Origin of the sequence: Halobacteriovorax sp. HLS, from assembly GCF_004006665.1 — a bacterium.
Lineage (GTDB): Bacteria > Bdellovibrionota > Bacteriovoracia > Bacteriovoracales > Bacteriovoracaceae > Halobacteriovorax.
In genome coordinates, this window is the sequence record NZ_QOCL01000003.1 from 1 (window position 1) to 17,288 (window position 17,288).

The following is a 17,288-nucleotide window of genomic DNA, read 5'->3' on the forward strand; positions in this document are numbered from 1 at the left end:
TATAATATTTTGCTTGAGGATGTCGTCCTTCCTGGTTATCTCGGAGATGGAGATGTATACACCGTTGGTGAATACTCGAATGGTATAAAATTTAACGCTATAAGGTGTCCATTCTTAGGATATAGACAGGAAGCCGGTTTGAAACTAATGACAGCACTAGTCTTAGAGGATTACGATGAAAAAACTAAACTGGCTAAAATACGTCTTGGAGATGGAGTTGCCTATTTTTCAGCTAAAAAATTGAGTATTCATTATTTACATAGGCCGACGTTGCAGACAATGGACCATTATGGCATTGATCCAATAGAGCTTGCTAAACATATTGAGTCTAAGTTTACTAGATATATCAAAGCTATTAAAAGTTACTTGAAGTACAAAAAATCAGATAAAACTTTTGAACAAGAAGAAGCTCTTGAAAAAGACTTTTCTTTAACTTGTCTTGATTGGATGGATAGATATGGTGCTAAGGAATATAAAGAGAGCTTAATTAAGAAATATGGAAAATTACAGATTATAAAGCATTTTGATTTTGAGAATATGTTTGTGACGACGTCGAGATACAAAAATAGTATTAAAGGGAAGAAGGATATAGTCGAAATTTATTTTATTAGTAAAAATATGGATAGTTATAGGCTATTTAAAAACTTTAGTAATAATCGTATAAGGTACTCTGATTTCGAAATTGGGTTCTCAGAAAAGAATAGTCAATTTAGGAGAGTTTCTGGATTAATTATTCCGACGCAGGAGTATGAAGGATATCCAATGGATGATTTTTAGTATTCTAGTGAAGCGTTTTTTAGAGTGCATAACTTTCTTCTAATAATATAGTTTGCACTTTTGGTTTCGCTATAGCTAAAAAACTTCCATTCATTCATACTTGTTCATATGTAATTTGAAGACATCTATATCACCTGATTTCCTTAATTAGCCATTGGAAGACTAGGAGACATTATCAAAGCTTCTCATTGCTCTTTCTGCCTTTATTTTATGCCATTTTCTATATTCTATTAAACTTATCGGATACCAGTCCGTAGGTGCTAACTTGTTGTAATTATATTACATCAGTGTTTCTGATTATTATACTTGAGTAACTCTTTTCCTTTAGACGTAAAATAGAACTGTAAACTTAAGGTTTAATACTCTTAGTTCGATAAGTTATAGAGAATTCGAAGTTCTCATTAATTTATTACATGGATTGTTTTAATGAATAGGTTCAACAAACTAAATTCAATTATCTTTTCAATACTACTTGTCTTGTCGTCCTGTGTTGGTGAGGGTGGAGTTAGTAAGAAGAGTAGATTTTCAGTTAATAACTCAACTGACTCTGTAACTTCTGGTGGAAGTGGTAGCGGCTCTGATGGAGCTACAGCACTACCTGGTGGAGGATCGGGAATCGGTGAGGGAGAAAATTCAACGATTGGAACGCAAGTAGAGCTTATGCACCTTGTAGATCCTTTTGATGGAACTTATAAGAAGAAGCTAACACTTCCAAAAAACTTTACAGGGCTTCTGTATCTTTCTGGACTAAATATCTCATCGCTTTCTGATAAAATTGTCTATGCTCGATTTGTATTTGGTAAAGACTATGAGCCAGTAACAATTCAAGGAACAATTGGAAGGGCCCCTGGAATAACTCCTCAAACAGATGTAGAAGTTCTTATTTTAGATATGGCCTCTCATCCTTTTCAAAATATAAGATTATCCTACGACCTCTTTGACTATAATGATTACTCTGGAGAAGGAAGAGTGGGAGGTCTAGACGAGATTGTTACTGATCCTCGTGATGCTGGACTTTACTGTAGAGGTTTAAACTTAATAGATGATAAAACTTTTGATAGTGGTCTATTAAACTCTTCGTGTGATGCCGCAAATGAAGTTTGTAAATATACTTATGCTAGAATTGAAGATACTGGAATGTACTATGACACAGCAACTTCAACGCTACCTTTCTACCCAAGTGAGCCACAAGTTGCACTTGGTAGTAATGACTATCAAACAGATCCTTTTTCCACACATATAAAGAGATGTCTACCTGATTCAATGACAGCTTCTATGGTTGAACAAACTTTGAATACTACTTTTACTTCTGGTCTTGCGGCCGGTTCTAAATTAGATACTAACGGTGGAATCTGTGGGGATGTTGCTGGAGAGTCTTGTTATACATTCTATGGACCTTATAGAAATATCGATAGCAGCTCGTGGCAAATAACTGGTTCTGCAATTTACTCTGATGTGAGTGCTACTGTTGCTCCAACAGGATTATTTAAAAAATCATTTCTTGGAACTGCAGGTTACGAGTCTCTAATGTTTCCACGATTTGGAAAATTAGATCTTAACGCTGGAATTGAGTACATCGGTTCAACAACGCCGTTTGATGGAACTTCCTTTTCGCCGGCCTTCTTATCAATTGCTGGTGAAACGGATTATGTTGAAGGTTGTAATATTCGAGCAACAAACTATGATAGCAACACGCAAGAAGGTATTAGCTCATGTAATGTTACTGCCAGAGTAGAGTTATTTTATAAAGATGCTAGTAATAGTGAAGTAATTATTACGAAGTCTAATAATATTGTTCTTCAGCTTATTCGCCCAAGTCTAACAGACTATAAAGGTGAAGAGGTTCTCTATACATCTCTTAAAAGTTGTTCATCAAGCCAGACTTGTGGTGGTAGTGAATGTTGCTTTAATGAAAGATGTTGGTCTAAAGAGCTCGTAAGTCAATGTCTAGAAGACGTTCCAATCGTTGGTAATAAAGGCGTTGGTGTAAGTTGTCAGACAGATTATGAGTGCTCTAGTCTATGTTGTAACCAGACAACTGGAACTTGTGCTGTACATGTAAATACTGATCAAGATCAAGTCTTCTGTTCAAAGGCGCCAGGTCAAGCTTGTGTTGCAAAAGAATGGTGTAGACAAGAGAATGTTCCTAATTGCTTTATCGTAAAGACAGGATCTTCAAGTACTGGTCAGCCAACTTGTGCACTTCGTTGTTATAATGTTCCAACCTTTGGTGATTGTACGAATGGGGTTTGTACGCCTCCTCCTGCTCCACCAGTTCCGACATTTGATCCAGCGAATCCTGACTGTTCGACAGCGATTGATCCGCCAACATTCAATTAGAATTTCTCTAATTTTTTAGATAGAATGCCACAATGAAGTTATTTATTGTGGCCTTTTTTTTGAATTTTGCTGTAGTCGCTAGTGGTGACACGAAGGCCTTGTTTTCTGAGAAAGACTTAAAGCTTATTGAGTATTATAAGAGCTCCGAGTTTTTAAAGAGTCAAAGAACTAAAGAAATTAAAAGTGAAAATAGAAGAAGGATCGAATTAATTTTAAACGCTATGTCTAAACTTGATAAAGAAAGTTTTGAGCAAAAGTTTAAGAATAACTTTTGGGAGAAATTCGATATTCAAACCGATAATGCTTTAAATAGAAAGATCATGTTAGATTTAATTATGAAAGATTTATATAAGGAAAAAGAGTAATGAAATTTAGTAAAGACTGTATTTTAGATCACGTGGCCATTGCCGTAAATAGTTTAGATAAATCTCAAAAGATTTGGGAAGATATGGGATTAACATTTTCAAGCGAAAGAGAAATTGTGGAGTCTCAAGGCGTTCAAACGGCCTTTGCCAGTATGGATGAAAATGCTCATTTAGAACTTTTATGCCCTTATGGTGAAACAGGTCCTATACATAAATTTTTGGAAAAGAAAGGGGAGGGAATTCATCACCTCTGTTTTAAAGTTCCTGATATTGAGGCAAAATGTAAGGAGCTAAAAGATAATGGATATATCCTACTAAATGAATCTCCTGTTGAAGGCGCAAATAATTGCTTGGTTAACTTTATACATCCCAAGTCCACAGGTGGAGTACTAGTAGAAATCTCACAGAAGAGGAAATAGAATGCAGCACTCGCAAATCCAACTACCAACTTTAACCAAAACAAATAAGGTTATCCTTATCTCGATGGGGGTTTTATTTCTTCTGTCGAATATTTTGAAGGCCAGTGGAGGAGTTAACCTTACTGCTTATCTTGGTCTTTCTCCGGCCATGTTCTTCTCTGGACATATTTACGAAATCTTAACTTATCCACTTATGGCCGGAGGGATTTTTGATATTCTCTTCAATGGCCTATTACTTTGGTTTCTAGGAAGTGAGCTTGAAAATCAGTGGGGAATGAGAAGATATATCTACTTTCTACTAAGCTCTACTGTTGGAGCTGGGATCGTTTACTTGCTCGTTTCAAGCTTGTTCTTATCAGGTAATGGACTATTCAATTATCCATTATATGGAATGCATGGAGCAGGTTCAGCGCTTTGTTTGGCCTACGCTGTTTTAAACCCAGATCGTATTTTTACTTTTATGCTCATTTTTCCAATGCGAGCAAAGTACTTCTGTATGATTCTTGTTGGAATGCTATTATTTAATGGTTTCTTCACACCTGCAAAAGTTCTTGCTTGGGGACATCTAGGGGCCATGGGCTTTGGATACTTGTGGATGGTGCTAATTTCTTCTAATAGGTTGAAACTAGGTTCTAATAAGACTATCAGCAAGAAAAGGCCTAAGAGTAAGGCAAATCTTAGAATTGTAGAAGATGATGATGAAAAGCCACCTAAATATTGGCAATAGGCTTTACTAACTGTAGCGAAAAGTGTTAAATTTGCTTCAAAATAACTAATTTAGAGGTAGATAATGAGATTAAGTAAGGCCTTACAAGATAAAATGCTTGATACAAGACTAAGAGACAAACTTGTTGCTGAAGGTAAAGTAACTGCTGCTGAGGTAGAGAACTTCTTAAATTCTCTTCCTGATGATGCTGCAAATAAGACGACTACTGATGAAGTAGAAGCTAAGAGAATGAATGCTCATTCTGTTACTGTAGAATAAATTTTCTTTAAAATTTATGAATAAGATAGACCTTCGTATGAAGGTCTTTTTTTATTGGACCACGAACTTAGTAAAGAGTAGCCCTTTAACTATCTGTTTGTTAACGATCTGATTAATTGCTTTCTTTACACGATCTTCTAAGAGTATCTTCCCTGAAATTGAATTTAACTCATCTGGCTCCATTCTTCCGGCCACATCAATAATTGCATCATTTATCATGGCCCTCTTCGATTCAAAGAGATCTGTTGCATTTGGTTTGAGAGGAACTATATAAACTTGAAGATTAAGAAATCTAAGTCGAGTTTTTCTACTTTTTACATTTATGATAAGCGGATCAAGCTTAAACGGAGCAGGGAAGACGCTTTGCTTACTATCTTGCATCATATTGGCAAGTTCCGTATCGTTTTGTGGTAACGGTTTTTGATAAATCATTTCGGTGTATACGAATACTCCAAGACAACCCATAGTTCCTAGAAGGGCCAAAAAGAGAATAGCATTATCTATCGTTTTATTACCTGTCATATCGTTAATACTCCTATCACTATTTTAGCAGTTCTTTTAACAGTGATAAAGCCTTGAAAACTCTTCCTGTTGACGCACAAAGTCTTAGAACCAGTTGATTTTATTGAATAAAGTAAGAAATTGTTAGGAATGCTCCTTTGAACCTTCGTGTTAAGTGCGCTACATCATAATCATTCAAATCAGGAGAACAGATGAAGTTGTTATTAGTTAGTGTGATGTTCTTAACTTTTTCAGTAAAAGCAGAGCTAAAAGTTGTTTATGGTACAGATGGTAGATCAGAAGTGAGCGCTTCTGAGTTTAAGTGGCAAAAGGCCGCTAAATCGACGGCAGCTCTAGTACCAGTTGAAAACTTAGAATTCGATGCTCAAAAAAATGTTTATAGATTATCTGATAAAGGTTCAAGAAGCCTAGGTGAAGGAATGAACCTTTGTCGTGGTGAAAAATTCTATGATCAGCCAAATGCTGCAATTTGTTCTGGCTTCTTAATCGGAAAGAAGACTTTAATTACTGCCGGTCACTGTGCAAAGGAACAAATGGCCAATGTATGTTCTTCTAAAAAGTTTGTATGGGTATTTGATTATAATATTCAAGACAGATTTAACCCAACAAATATGGAAATTCCGGCCAAGAATGTAACTGGATGTGATCGAGTAATTAAGGCCGAACTTGATAATGTAACTGACTATGCTGCTATTAAGCTAACAAAAGATGTCGATAGAGCACCTTTGAAGTTTAGAAAGAGCGGTAAAATCAATAATAGAGAAAAGTTAGTTGTGATCGGTGTTCCTTGGGGACTTCCTACGAAAGTAACAACTGGTGGAAAAGTTTTATACAATGATAACTCTGTATTTTTCAGTGCAAGCGTTGATACATTTCAAGGAAACTCTGGCTCTGCTGTTTTTAACGAAAGAACAGGGGAGGTAGAGGGGATCTTAGTTAGAGGAAAGAGTGACGGCTACTCTGATGAGAGACTTTACTGTACTAGAGTTAATGTATGTAATGACAACGGAAAGAGTTGTAACGATCCAAATAACTTTCTTCAAAAGGCAGAAGATATTACAAGAATGCCTTTTGTTTACAAAAGACTATCTAATTCCCTTTAATCGATAGCGTTCTCTTTTAGAATCTCTTCGATGACTTTCTTCTTGCTTAGGCAACGTAACTGTTGCCAGCAAGATTCATGAGTCTGAATAATTTTATTATTTTTTTTGATATCAATAGTGAAAGGATGATTAAGTTTTGTCGTGTAGAGATAATTGGCAATACTTTCGACAAAGTCTTTCGAACTACTAGAGAATGAATAAAGATTAGGATAATTTGTTTTTTCTAAGTTTTCATAGAAATCTAACATATCTTTTATATCGAAGAGTTGATCCTTTTTAGAATAATAACGAAGATAGTTCAAATCATCACTTATGTCTGAAAACTTTGTCACAACAATATCATTTTCTAGCTTCCAGGACTCATTAAGTAGCTTGTAGCTAGGGAATTTACTTAAAAGATCACTACTTTTAGTTGGATAATACAATGGATTCCAATTTAGTAGAATTCCATAGAGTTGGAAAAGAGAATAGTGAATAGTATCTATCACTGAATTCTCATGGGAGAGATAGGGCGAAAGTTCGTATTCTGGATTGTTTTTAAATGCCGTCATTTCTCTCCATTTAAACCAGTCATTTATCTTTTGATTGAGTACATCAATATCCATGAAGACGATAAATTGTGCTGTATTTTCCAGTTCGAAATCTTTAAGTTGTATCGCAAGTGAGGATACTCCAAGATCTCTGACTAGATAAATTGCTTTTAGGTGCTTATTGATGCGAATTTTATACTCTCTAGGCATAGTTAGGACTGCATACCTAAACACATGTTCAAAGTTCTCTGGAGCAATCTTTGTTTTGAAATAATTATCTTTAGATTCAAGAGAGTATATACTCTTCCATAGTTTTAGATACTCGTTCGTTTCATCGTTTGGTCTTGTCGAAATTTTTGTTTCAAGGTTATATTCTTTAACCCAATTCCAGTACTGAAGAGTTCCAACTGGATGGTTATCTAGTTTTAATTGATTTTTTTGAAGGTTCTTATGAGCGCAAGAACTGAAGAAGAATATTGTAACTATCGTTAATAGAACTTTCATTAAATATTTCTTTCCAGGTTAAATAGGTTAACAATGATATGTATTAACCTCGATGCTAATCTCTTCCACTTCAAGGCGTCCGAATTATTAATCCTCTGCCATTCTCTAGAGTTGTGCTGATGAGATCTTCCAATGAGATCTTCTGTCTTTTCAGTCAACTCCTTAGAAATAATATTAGAGCTCTTAGCTGACTGGTCAATTGAGACTCCAATCTCCGAGTTTAGTGATCGTGATCTTGGGTCCAGATTAGAAGTCATAACGATACTTCTTTCATTATCAAATACAGCATACTTAGCATGTAATTTTCCGTAATTAATGTCTCCACCAAGAGTAGTGTCATTCTCTTTTCCATAGTAATGAATTTCTAATTGTGCTTTAGAAATATTAGGATCATCAGTTAACTTTGGAATTAGATTATAGTCTATCAGTGATTGGGATGCGATAGTATCATTAGTTGCAAGTGAACTCGTCACTAGTCTAAATCTTCTGTTAGGATTTTCCTTTAACCACAATTTTATAAAATTAACTTCTTTGTCCGTAAAATGCGCGTATGGAGTAACAATATCTATAGTATGTTGAGATTTTTGCATATTACTCCAAATTTCATTAGTGATGGAATTTGGATTTAAGTCAGCGATCTTCTCATACTTGATTCTTCCCCAGGGAGAGTGAATATTTTGTAATTCATTAACGATTCTAACTAGACCACTATCAAAGCCCTCTTCAAAGAAGTCTCCTTCGATCATATTATTTAACTTTGCATTGAATTGAGGATTTCTCTTAAAGGTTTTACGACTGATTCTACTCATTTTACCAATCTCTTTTCGATAAGCACTACGAGTTAGACGAACTATAGCGTTGGCCATGTGACTATTTCCTATATGATAGAATAACTTGTCATAGTAGTCTTGAATTCGACCTGTTAAAGATGATCTCTCTGTTCTAATACTTATATCTTTTGTATCTTTGATGAGAACATCCATATCTTCAAATTCAAAACTCTCTCCTCTAAAAGAGTCGAGGGTATGGTATTCATTTGCAATATTTCTTCCACCAATTATTGCAAGAGAGTTATTAGGGTCTTCTGCATCCATTAAAATGATCTTATCGTGAAGGCGTCTGTTAACGGTAGAATCATTTACTGGAATTTGGTTATCAGCATCTCTAAAAAGGTTCTTGGCCATATCGACATATTTTCGAACAGTCTTTCTTGGACTAAATAACTCGTTGAATGCCACTACTTCGGCCTTGCCCATACGTTTCGTTCCATCAATTCCTCTTGGCCCTCTAAATTTTAGAAGAGATTTAAATTGATTTGAAAATAAACTAGCATTTAGAATTGAAGTCGAGTCGATGAGGACTCGAACATGAACACCTCTTGCAACAGCTTTTCTTATTTCATTTAAAATAATATTTCCAACTTCATCATCAGAGAAAATATAATATGAAATATCTAGTGTAGACTTCGCTTTTCTTATAAGAGCTATCTTTGCTGCGAGAGAAGTTTCACCGTCTTTTAACAGTTTTACTTTAGACCTTAGGGCCTGAGTTTTAACTTTTTCAAAATCATCAATAGAGCTTTTAAAGTTCTTGTAATAATCTTGAAGATCGATTCTCTCTCTCATCAGTGTATTAAAACTCTTGTTGTACCAGGATTTATTTAAAATAATGGCATTTGCATGATCTAGACAGCTCATACCGAATATAGATGAAACAGTACGAGAGTTATTCTCGTAGGAAGGCGTCATTCTATAAAATAGAATTGAAACAAGAATGTAGAATGATATCGAGATAGATCTCATATAAAGCTTATCGGATAATAATGAATGTTATTTAGCTAATTATCAAATATTTATAAGAAAACCATTAACTTCATGGCCTTAAATTCCGATAGGAAACTAATGAATTATTTACGTTTTTTATCCCTTATTTTATTTAGTTTCAGTAGTTTGGCCATCAGTAACTTCTTTAGTGTTAAAGAGGGTCAAAAAGTACGAGTTATCCAAGACGGCAAAGAGCATTTCTTGTCTAAAGGAGACCTTGTTCAAATTGGAAATAATAATGGCTGGAAAAGAGAAGTCACTATTGTAACCACTCGAAATAAGTCTCTTAAAGTTGGTCCTGCACATCTTGGTGAAAAAACTTACAAAGAACATATGAAATTATCTAGATTAGATGAAGTTAAAACCAATAAGAAAGTAGTGACTAAGAAAATGAAAGTTATTCTCGAGGATGGAAGGGAGCTGACTCTCTTTCCAGGGGATGAAATTCTTATAAAGAATAAAGATTCTTGGAAAAGAAAAATTGAAATTGTAAAAGGTCAAAGCGGGAAAGTAGGTAATGCTTATTTAGGTGAAGAGACCTATCAAAAATATATTCAAGATGAGATTCTAAGCTCTAGAGAAGAGACAAACCCAACTCAGTCCGAATATTTTCCAAAGTTTGTTACCCTCGATGATTTAATTGATAGGCTTCGAACAGAGCAAGATATTCAAATAGATGAAGAAGACCTAAGTTCTGGTGTAGAGCTAAAGGAAGAGGCCATTTCTTGTCCAAAAGAAAAGCAGAGCTATAAACTAGATCGCTCAATTCGTTTTGTTGCAAAAGAAGGCAAGTTAGGTAGCATTCCAAGAGAGTCGATCATTCGTGTAACTTCTAGCGGAGCGACTTGTGAGATTGAGCTACTAAAATTACCTGAAAAGAGTGTCATGAAACTAAGTGACTATCCAAAGAAAATGAAAACCTATCCAACAAACCTTGAAGCCGACTTTCTTGAGCAAGTTGAGGACCCGGCCGAAACAGTTGATCTATCTAAAGGAGTTGAGTTTAGAGTTAAAGAGAATATCTCCTTAAATGCAATTGGAAGAAAGACTGGTAAGAGTTACAAATTTGACTCGACAGATACGATTCAAATTCAAGGTGTTCACCGTAATGGTGATTATATTGTAAAAAGAAATAATGAGCCTTGGGAATATAGAGTCTCTTCAGACGATTTAAATGAAATGAATGATAGGGGACTCTTGAATGTTGATCTAGAGTCAACAGCAAATACTATTATTGCAGATGAGCTAATTCAAGAAACTGTAGATGAACTCGAAACTAAAGTTAACTGTGACAATTACGTTGAGACATCACCAGATGGGGAAAGTATCTCTTGGCAAGACTGTCGCTCTAAGAGTGTCAAAACAAAGAATGGTAAATTACTAAAGGCCAATAACTATTTAGAAAAGCAAATTCCTATGTCTAATATGAATGCTGATGTTATTTTGCAAGATAGACAAAAGAGAAATTTCTCTAGATGTATTTCCAATAGCCTTCGTCATGGAACAAATAGAAATACATCACCAAGTTGTGAAAAGAATTCAAAAGGTGAAATTCTACCTCAAAGAATTAGACAGGCACAGTATAAGACTAAGAACGGAAAGAAGAAGTTTGCTCGTTGGGATCTACTTAACCGTGTTCCTAGGGCCTGTGCCTCTAAAAAATTATCTACCTACCTTTCTGATCGTTTCGTAGACATGTCAAGGTGTTTAGGTATTGATCCAAAGGAGTTATTTCCAATTATTAATCATGAATCTCATTTTCAACCTAATACAGTAAGTCCTTCGTTCGCTATTGGAGTAGGCCAAATTGTATCGGCCAATTATGTCGACTTTTACGATAAATTAAATAAAGCAAAATCTATGATAAATAGAAATTCAAATGTTCTAAAATACACACGCAATCTATCTTCAGAAGAAGGTTATAAGAAATACGAAGATAGTCCGGCCAAGTCTAAACCTGTAGATCGGTTAACCGCGTATTTCTTGTCTGATTTAAAAGGACCTCTCACTAGCAATAAAAGAGAGTGTAGTGGACTTCGCAATATTTATAATAACCCTATGGAGATGCCAAAATGGGCCAAGAAGTCTCAACGTGATATGTTTTCTTACTTGAGACAACGAGAAAATCAAAGAGTTTGTATGCCAAAGAACCCTGACGAAGGGCTTTATATGTCGGCAGTTTATTATATGTATAATAAGAAGTACTTCAATTACCTTATAAATAAAGAAAGTGACAAGATGAGACCACGACTAAGTGACTCTCAAAGAAAAGAGTTCTCTATTATCCTCACAAGGTGGTCTTATAATGGAGGCGTGGCAGGAATTTCTGGACCATTTGAGAGATTATTGCAAAAAATTAGTGAGGGGAAGATTGAAAAATTAGATAAACGTGGAAATCCGATAAAAAATAAAGACGGCAGTCTTGTAAAAAGAAGTATTAACAGTCTCGCAGATTTATCGACCCAAGAATTTAAAAACTATATGAGTTATGTCATTAAGTATCGATATAAATCGAAGAGTGAAAATAGACGTAATGAAGTTGCTAACTATGTCGTTGGAGACAATGGTGTTGGTGGCATTGATGGTGACTTAAAACAAATTGAAAAAGGAGATGCAGGATCATGTGGAAATTCTCTGTAGTATTTTTATTCTCATTTCTATGCTTTAGTGCTCCGAGCTCTACGGTTACTAATGAAGTTTCAAAATTGCTTAATTCTAAAATTAAGACGAGTGATTTTATAAAGCTTGGAAGTGTTTTAAAAAAAGAGCTGACTAGGCCCATGAGTGATGATGATTATTATCTAGTATATGATTTACTTAAAACTGTTGAAGTTGGAATTTCAGTATCGAATTTCTCTGCTCAAAACTGCACTCAAGCTAAGAACCAGATTTTTTCTTTGTATGGAATAAAGTCAATAGAGTTAGCTCGAACTGATTTGCCTAAAGGGGCAGAGCTGGGACTTAGTTTGATTAATAAGGCCTGTTTAGACACAAAATAAAAGGCCCAATTTCTTGGGCCTATTCATTATAAACTTAATTCTGTATATGGAAGATCTAAGTCTTCAGCAACTTGCTTATAAACTAGATTACCGTGGTGTACGTTGATACCTTTTTTGAAAGCAGGGTCTCTTCTTGCTGCTTCATCAACACCCATAGAAGCAATCATTCTTGCATACTTTAAAGTAACATTTGTAAGTGCATAAGTAGAAGTTCTTGCTACAGCACCAGGCATATTGGCAACACAGTAGTGAACAACACCATCTATTTCAAATGTTGGGTCTTGGTGAGTTGTAGGCTTACATGTTTCAATACATCCACCTTGATCAACTGCGATATCTACAACAACAGAACCTTTTTCCATTTTAGAGATCATTTCACGAGTAACAAGCTTAGGTGCCTTAGCTCCAGGAACTAGAACCGCTCCAATTACTAAGTCAGAAGCGATAACTGTCTTTTCAATATTATCCATATTTGAGAATAGAGTTGTTATTCTATTATCAAATAAATCATCAAGCTCAGCTAGACGTCTTGTTGAAAGATCAATTGCTGTTACGTCTGCACCCATTCCCATGGCCATCTTTATTGAATTTGTTCCTGCGATACCACAACCGATAACAGTAACTCTCGCTCTTCTTGTTCCCGGTACACCACCTAGTAGAATACCTTTTCCACCGTGATCAATTTGTAAATAAGCAGCACCAATTTGAGTTGCCATTCTTCCTGCAACTTCAGACATTGGCGTCAGTAGTGGAAGTGAACCATCAGCTGGTTGAATAGTTTCATATGCTATACAAGTTGAACCTGATTTCATCAGACCAATTGTTTGCTCAGGATCAGCTGCAAGATGTAGATATGTATAAAGAATATGATGAGGCTTAAGACAAGCAATTTCTCTTGGTTGTGGTTCTTTAACCTTAATGATCATTGTCGACTTTTCGAAAACTTCTTCAAGACTAGGAAGAATAGTAGCACCAGCATCGATATATTCTTGATCACTGATTCCAATTCCATAACCAGCATTTGTTTCTACAAATACCTCGTTACCATCATGTACAAGTTGACGTACTCCACCTGGTACTAAACCAACACGATTTTCATTATTCTTTATTTCCTTAGGAACACCGATTTTCATCCTAATCTCCTGATTTTTTTGCGTATTTAAAAAATTTTAAGAAATATAAACATTTAGATACATTTATGGAACTAAAAAAAATAAATTCTTAGTATTTTATTTGCATTGAGTCATATGTGACGAAAACATCTATATTTTTTATATTCTTTGCTTCTTGGGCGAGTTTATTATGTTCCAAAAAATGGCCCATATGTATTAATCCGGCCCTCTTAGGTGAGATTTGCTCAATATATTCAAAGGCCTTTGTCTTTGAAAGGTGAGTTTTGTGCTCTAAGCTAGTTACGCAATCAATAATAAGCAGTTCTAAACTCAAGGAGTTCAGATATTGCACTTGCTCTTGAGTCAGTTCGTGACAATCAATTATGTAAGCAAAACCAGAGTGAATAATACCCAGTGTTTTCGAGTTGCCATGATTAAGAAGTAGAAAATCAAATTTGTCTTCACCAATAGTGAGGGGCTTATTCTCATCTATCTCTTCTAGATTGAGTGAGGGGATTCCGCCACCAAGAATAGGGTTTTTAGATGTAAATACTTTATCTCTTTGGAAAATATAGGGAAACCTCTTTTCCAGATCTATCTTGCAAGCACTGTGGGTGTATATAGGAATCTCTCTTGCGGGAGGACCGAAGCAAAATGGACGTAGATCATCAATTCCATGCACATGATCAGCGTGATCATGAGTTATAAATGCAAAATCAACTTTCTCTATCTTATTATTTAATAGTTGAGTTCTAAGGTCGGGACCAGTGTCTACGATAAAGCTTAGACCTTTGGCCGTCTCAATATAAATACTTGTTCTGAGACGCTTATTCATTGGATCGTCAGACTGGCAAATCTCACACTTGCAACCAAGCATTGGAATACCTGTACTTGTACCTGAGCCGAGAATTGTGATGATATTATTCATAAGTTAGATTTTCTATGGTTGTCATTGCAGTTTCAAGTGTTTAAGCTATTATCTTATACTATATCAAATAATATTGAAGATAAAATAGGGGAGCCCTCATTCATGAGAAAAATTAACTTAACCTTACTCATTTTGGTTACAGGCCTGCTTGTGTCCTGTTCTATTTCTAAGACATCGTCGTCTAATTCAATGGCGGTTTCAGGAAGTGAGCTTAACTTAGATGTGAAGAAGTACACCCTTGATAATGGACTTCGCTTACTTGTCGTAGAGAATAAGCAATTACCAATTTACTCGTACTTTACTTTCTATGATGTGGGGGGAAGGTATGAGACTGCTGGTACTACGGGCGCAACACACTTTCTAGAACATATGATGTTTAAAGGTGCTAAGAAATTTGGTCCTGGGAAATTTGATACATTTATCGAAAGTAATGGTGGCTCAACTAATGCTTATACTACTTTTGATTCAACTGTTTATCACCAAGATATGCCTTCTCACACTCTTTCTAAAATGATTGAGATGGAGGCAGACAGATTATCAGCAGTTCTTCTTGAAGAAAAGGCCTTTGAAAAAGAAAGAGCAGTGGTACTAGAAGAGAGAAAGTATCGTTACGAAAATAGCCCTAGAGGACTTCTATTCCAAGAGATGATGCAAAATGTATTTGAAGGAACTCCTTATGGAGGATCTGTTATTGGTAGCGAGAGTGATGTTAAGAATTTAAAAATCCCAGAAATGAGAAAGTTCTTTGACCAATTCTATACTCCTGATAATGCTATCGTAGTTATTGTTGGAGATGTAGATGCAGATGAAGTTTATTCGATGGTTAAAGACCACTATGGTGATCTTAAAAAGTCTGAAGGTCTAGAAGAGTTCAAAAAGAAAATGGACTCTAAAGAAAGATATGCTCATCGTGGAAGATATAAAAGAGAAGTTAAACTAAAGGCACAAGCACCTAATCCCGTTTTCAGTATTGCTTATAAAGGTATGAAAATTGGTGAGACTGATGCTTTTGTTTTAGACATTCTAAGTTCTATTCTAGGGGATGGGGATAGCTCATACTTTAACGAGCTTTACGTAAGAAATAAGAAACCACTACTTTCTAGTATTGGAGCTGCCAATTATACTTTAAAAAATAACGGTGTTTTCTTTTTCAGTGGAGAGCTACTTTCTAAAACTAATCTGAAAAAGTTCAAAAGAAGAATTGTTAGAGATATTGCAAGATCATGTGATCATGCAATCACTGAGAGAACAGTTCAAAAAACGAAGAACCAATACATGGTCCAATACTATAACGGATTAACTTCTAATAATGGTGTTGCGAGTTTCATAGGTATGAGAGAGAGCTTCTTTAATGATTATCGTTTCTATCATAAAGAGTTAGAAATTTATAAGAATATAACGACTGAACAAGTTAAGAAGGCCTGTAAGAAAGTTTTCGCAAATAATGAATATATATTCCTATCTGTATGGGACAAACACAGTAAGGGGAAAAAATAATGAAGAATATAATTAGAAATATTTCTCTTGTAGCTTTAGTTATTACAAGTGTTTCTGTTCACGGATTCGGTAAAGATAGAATCAAAAAGCTTAATTGGAATGGAATTGATGTCACTTGGTTAGAAGACAGTCGATTTCCTACTTACAAGGTAATGGTTCACTTTTCAGATGGAGCACTTTCTGATCACCCAAAGAGAAGAGGTGAGACGGATATGATGTTCAAAATGTTGGACAATGGAACTAGAAGATTTAGTCAAAAAGATATTTCTGATAATTTGGAATTTTATGGAACTAGCTGGGGAGCTGATGTCTCACATGAGTCAACGGTTTACCATGTTTCAGGTTTGATTAAAGATCTTTCTCCTTCAATGAAGAAGATTTGTCATCTCTTTAAAGATGCGTACTATCCGAAAAATGAGATCACTAAGTATAAGAGACTTTTATCTAATAGTGCTAGAAGTGTGGTAAAGAATCATTCGGCCATAGCGTCAAAAGCTTTTAGAGAGCTATCTTTAAAAGGAAGTCCATATGATTATCCGGTAGATGGTAAGGTCTCTGATCGTGCTCGAATCTCTTCTGTTCATTTAAAAAGAAAGCTCAATTACTTTAATACAGAAGTTAAAAAGAAGATTTATATCAGTGGACCTAAAGAAATTTTAAACCTCGAAAGTATTATTATTAATGATTGTGGTTGGAGTGGAGAAAATAGTAAGTATGAAAGAGTTGTAAATTATACTCCTTTAAAACCACTATTATCACCAAAGATTTACTTAGTAACTGTCCCTAAGGCAAATCAAGCTCAAGTTAGAATGGGAAGGTTCTTAAATCAAGGAGAGTATGAAGAGAGTGAGCTTAATGCTCTTGCTTCGGAATTTCTTGGTGGAGGATTTACTTCTAAGCTTATGCGAGAAATTAGAGTCAAAAGAGGACTTTCTTATACTGTAAGTTCTTTTGCTGGTGGGCAAAGACAATATGGTAGAAGTGTTATTTCTACTTTTACTAAAACCTCAACTATTGATGAGCTTCTTCATGTTATCAAGAATGTTCTTTTAGAAGTTAAAGATAAGGGGATCGAGCCTTCTGAATTGGCCAGAGCTCAAGGGGCCCTAGCAGGAAGTTCGCCATTTAGGTTTGAGAGCTCTTCTGCTTACCTTAAGCAATTAATGTACTTTGATGATATTAATAAGAACTATGATGAATTATACAAGTTCTCTGATATTGTTAGGTCTTATAAAGAGCCTGCTGTTCGTGAAAAACTAGTTTCTCTCTATAATTGGTCTAATCAAGTGATAGTCGTTGTTGGACCAAAGTCTTTGAAAAAGGATTTAGAGCAATTTGGTAAAGTTACTAAGGTACCTTATAAAGAGTTCTTCTAAGAGCTCTT

General features: G+C 35.2%; 16 protein-coding genes. 11 read left to right on the forward strand and 5 right to left on the reverse strand.

Features of this window, described 5'->3' with window-relative positions:
* From DPQ89_RS18430 to DPQ89_RS04745, 6 genes are all read left to right on the forward strand, one after another.
* Nucleotides 1-777 (forward strand): hypothetical protein (locus tag DPQ89_RS18430; protein ID WP_164848258.1); only part of this gene is annotated, 777 nt, incomplete at its 5' end.
* 426 nt (nt 778-1,203) lie between these two features.
* On the forward strand, nt 1,204-3,117 hold the full coding sequence (locus DPQ89_RS04725; protein ID WP_127715730.1) for a hypothetical protein: 1,914 nt from the start codon (nt 1,204-1,206) through the stop codon (nt 3,115-3,117).
* A 32-nt stretch (nt 3,118-3,149) separates the two neighbouring features.
* On the forward strand, nt 3,150-3,482 hold the full coding sequence (locus tag DPQ89_RS04730; protein ID WP_127715732.1) for a hypothetical protein: 333 nt from the start codon (nt 3,150-3,152) through the stop codon (nt 3,480-3,482).
* Nucleotides 3,482-3,901 carry a methylmalonyl-CoA epimerase gene (gene mce / locus DPQ89_RS04735; protein ID WP_127715735.1) on the forward strand — a complete coding sequence of 140 codons (420 nt, stop codon included), beginning with the start codon at nt 3,482-3,484 and terminating at the stop codon, nt 3,899-3,901. The genes DPQ89_RS04730 and mce overlap by 1 nt, the downstream gene beginning before the upstream one ends.
* 1 nt (nt 3,902) lies before the next feature.
* Nucleotides 3,903-4,628 carry a rhomboid family intramembrane serine protease gene (locus tag DPQ89_RS04740; RefSeq protein WP_127715737.1) on the forward strand — a complete coding sequence of 242 codons (726 nt, stop codon included), beginning with the start codon at nt 3,903-3,905 and terminating at the stop codon, nt 4,626-4,628.
* Nucleotides 4,629-4,691: 63 nt separating this feature from the next.
* Nucleotides 4,692-4,886 (forward strand): hypothetical protein, encoded by a 195-nt coding sequence (locus DPQ89_RS04745; protein WP_127715739.1) that lies wholly within the window; start codon nt 4,692-4,694, stop codon nt 4,884-4,886.
* A gap of 51 nt (nt 4,887-4,937) precedes the next feature.
* On the opposite strand, the gene fliL is transcribed toward DPQ89_RS04745, so the two are convergent.
* Nucleotides 4,938-5,408: a flagellar basal body-associated protein FliL gene (fliL, locus tag DPQ89_RS04750; protein ID WP_127715741.1), complete on the reverse strand. Its 471-nt coding sequence runs from the start codon at nt 5,406-5,408 to the stop codon at nt 4,938-4,940.
* A 191-nt stretch (nt 5,409-5,599) separates the two neighbouring features.
* On the opposite strand from fliL, the gene DPQ89_RS04755 reads away from it, so the two are divergent.
* On the forward strand, nt 5,600-6,511 hold the full coding sequence (locus DPQ89_RS04755; RefSeq protein ID WP_127715743.1) for a serine protease: 912 nt from the start codon (nt 5,600-5,602) through the stop codon (nt 6,509-6,511).
* Here the strand turns inward: DPQ89_RS04755 and DPQ89_RS04760 are convergent.
* A complete protein-coding gene (locus tag DPQ89_RS04760) occupies nt 6,508-7,545 on the reverse strand; it encodes a hypothetical protein (protein WP_127715745.1) in 1,038 nt (345 codons plus the stop codon). The two genes, DPQ89_RS04755 and DPQ89_RS04760, sit on opposite strands and share 4 nt — an antisense overlap.
* A complete protein-coding gene (locus DPQ89_RS04765; RefSeq protein ID WP_127715747.1) occupies nt 7,545-9,347 on the reverse strand; it encodes a phospholipase D-like domain-containing protein in 1,803 nt (600 codons plus the stop codon). The genes DPQ89_RS04760 and DPQ89_RS04765 overlap by 1 nt, the downstream gene beginning before the upstream one ends.
* 99 nt (nt 9,348-9,446) lie before the next feature.
* Here DPQ89_RS04765 and DPQ89_RS04770 point away from each other — a divergent pair, with 99 nt between their 5' ends.
* The gene (locus tag DPQ89_RS04770) at nt 9,447-12,008 is read left to right on the forward strand and encodes a transglycosylase SLT domain-containing protein (RefSeq protein ID WP_164848259.1); all 2,562 of its coding nucleotides are present in this window, start codon (nt 9,447-9,449) and stop codon (nt 12,006-12,008) included.
* Entirely contained in the window at nt 11,990-12,367 is a 378-nt protein-coding gene (locus tag DPQ89_RS04775; protein ID WP_127715751.1) for a hypothetical protein, read from the forward strand. The genes DPQ89_RS04770 and DPQ89_RS04775 overlap by 19 nt, the downstream gene beginning before the upstream one ends.
* A gap of 26 nt (nt 12,368-12,393) precedes the next feature.
* Here DPQ89_RS04775 and ald read toward each other — a convergent pair whose 3' ends face one another.
* Both ald and DPQ89_RS04785 read right to left on the reverse strand, forming a co-directional pair.
* A complete protein-coding gene (gene ald, locus DPQ89_RS04780; protein ID WP_127715753.1) occupies nt 12,394-13,500 on the reverse strand; it encodes an alanine dehydrogenase in 1,107 nt (368 codons plus the stop codon).
* Nucleotides 13,501-13,588: 88 nt separating this feature from the next.
* A complete protein-coding gene (locus tag DPQ89_RS04785; RefSeq protein ID WP_127715755.1) occupies nt 13,589-14,407 on the reverse strand; it encodes an MBL fold metallo-hydrolase in 819 nt (272 codons plus the stop codon).
* 102 nt (nt 14,408-14,509) lie between these two features.
* Between DPQ89_RS04785 and DPQ89_RS04790 the strand changes: the two genes are divergently transcribed.
* A complete protein-coding gene (locus tag DPQ89_RS04790) occupies nt 14,510-15,904 on the forward strand; it encodes a pitrilysin family protein (RefSeq protein WP_127715757.1) in 1,395 nt (464 codons plus the stop codon).
* Nucleotides 15,904-17,280: a pitrilysin family protein gene (locus DPQ89_RS04795; RefSeq protein WP_127715759.1), complete on the forward strand. Its 1,377-nt coding sequence runs from the start codon at nt 15,904-15,906 to the stop codon at nt 17,278-17,280. Before DPQ89_RS04790 ends, DPQ89_RS04795 begins: the two co-directional genes overlap by 1 nt.
* Nucleotides 17,281-17,288 lie beyond the last annotated feature (8 nt).

Coding starts and splice junctions, on each gene's coding strand:
- DPQ89_RS04725 (WP_127715730.1), top strand. CDS start 1,204: ATGAATAGGTTCAACAAACTAAATTCAATTATCTTTTCAATACTACTT.
- DPQ89_RS04730 (WP_127715732.1), top strand. CDS start 3,150: ATGAAGTTATTTATTGTGGCCTTTTTTTTGAATTTTGCTGTAGTCGCT.
- mce (WP_127715735.1), top strand. CDS start 3,482: ATGAAATTTAGTAAAGACTGTATTTTAGATCACGTGGCCATTGCCGTA.
- DPQ89_RS04740 (WP_127715737.1), top strand. CDS start 3,903: ATGCAGCACTCGCAAATCCAACTACCAACTTTAACCAAAACAAATAAG.
- DPQ89_RS04745 (WP_127715739.1), top strand. CDS start 4,692: ATGAGATTAAGTAAGGCCTTACAAGATAAAATGCTTGATACAAGACTA.
- fliL (WP_127715741.1), bottom strand. CDS start 5,408: ATGACAGGTAATAAAACGATAGATAATGCTATTCTCTTTTTGGCCCTT.
- DPQ89_RS04755 (WP_127715743.1), top strand. CDS start 5,600: ATGAAGTTGTTATTAGTTAGTGTGATGTTCTTAACTTTTTCAGTAAAA.
- DPQ89_RS04760 (WP_127715745.1), bottom strand. CDS start 7,545: ATGAAAGTTCTATTAACGATAGTTACAATATTCTTCTTCAGTTCTTGC.
- DPQ89_RS04765 (WP_127715747.1), bottom strand. CDS start 9,347: ATGAGATCTATCTCGATATCATTCTACATTCTTGTTTCAATTCTATTT.
- DPQ89_RS04770 (WP_164848259.1), top strand. CDS start 9,447: ATGAATTATTTACGTTTTTTATCCCTTATTTTATTTAGTTTCAGTAGT.
- DPQ89_RS04775 (WP_127715751.1), top strand. CDS start 11,990: ATGTGGAAATTCTCTGTAGTATTTTTATTCTCATTTCTATGCTTTAGT.
- ald (WP_127715753.1), bottom strand. CDS start 13,500: ATGAAAATCGGTGTTCCTAAGGAAATAAAGAATAATGAAAATCGTGTT.
- DPQ89_RS04785 (WP_127715755.1), bottom strand. CDS start 14,407: ATGAATAATATCATCACAATTCTCGGCTCAGGTACAAGTACAGGTATT.
- DPQ89_RS04790 (WP_127715757.1), top strand. CDS start 14,510: ATGAGAAAAATTAACTTAACCTTACTCATTTTGGTTACAGGCCTGCTT.
- DPQ89_RS04795 (WP_127715759.1), top strand. CDS start 15,904: ATGAAGAATATAATTAGAAATATTTCTCTTGTAGCTTTAGTTATTACA.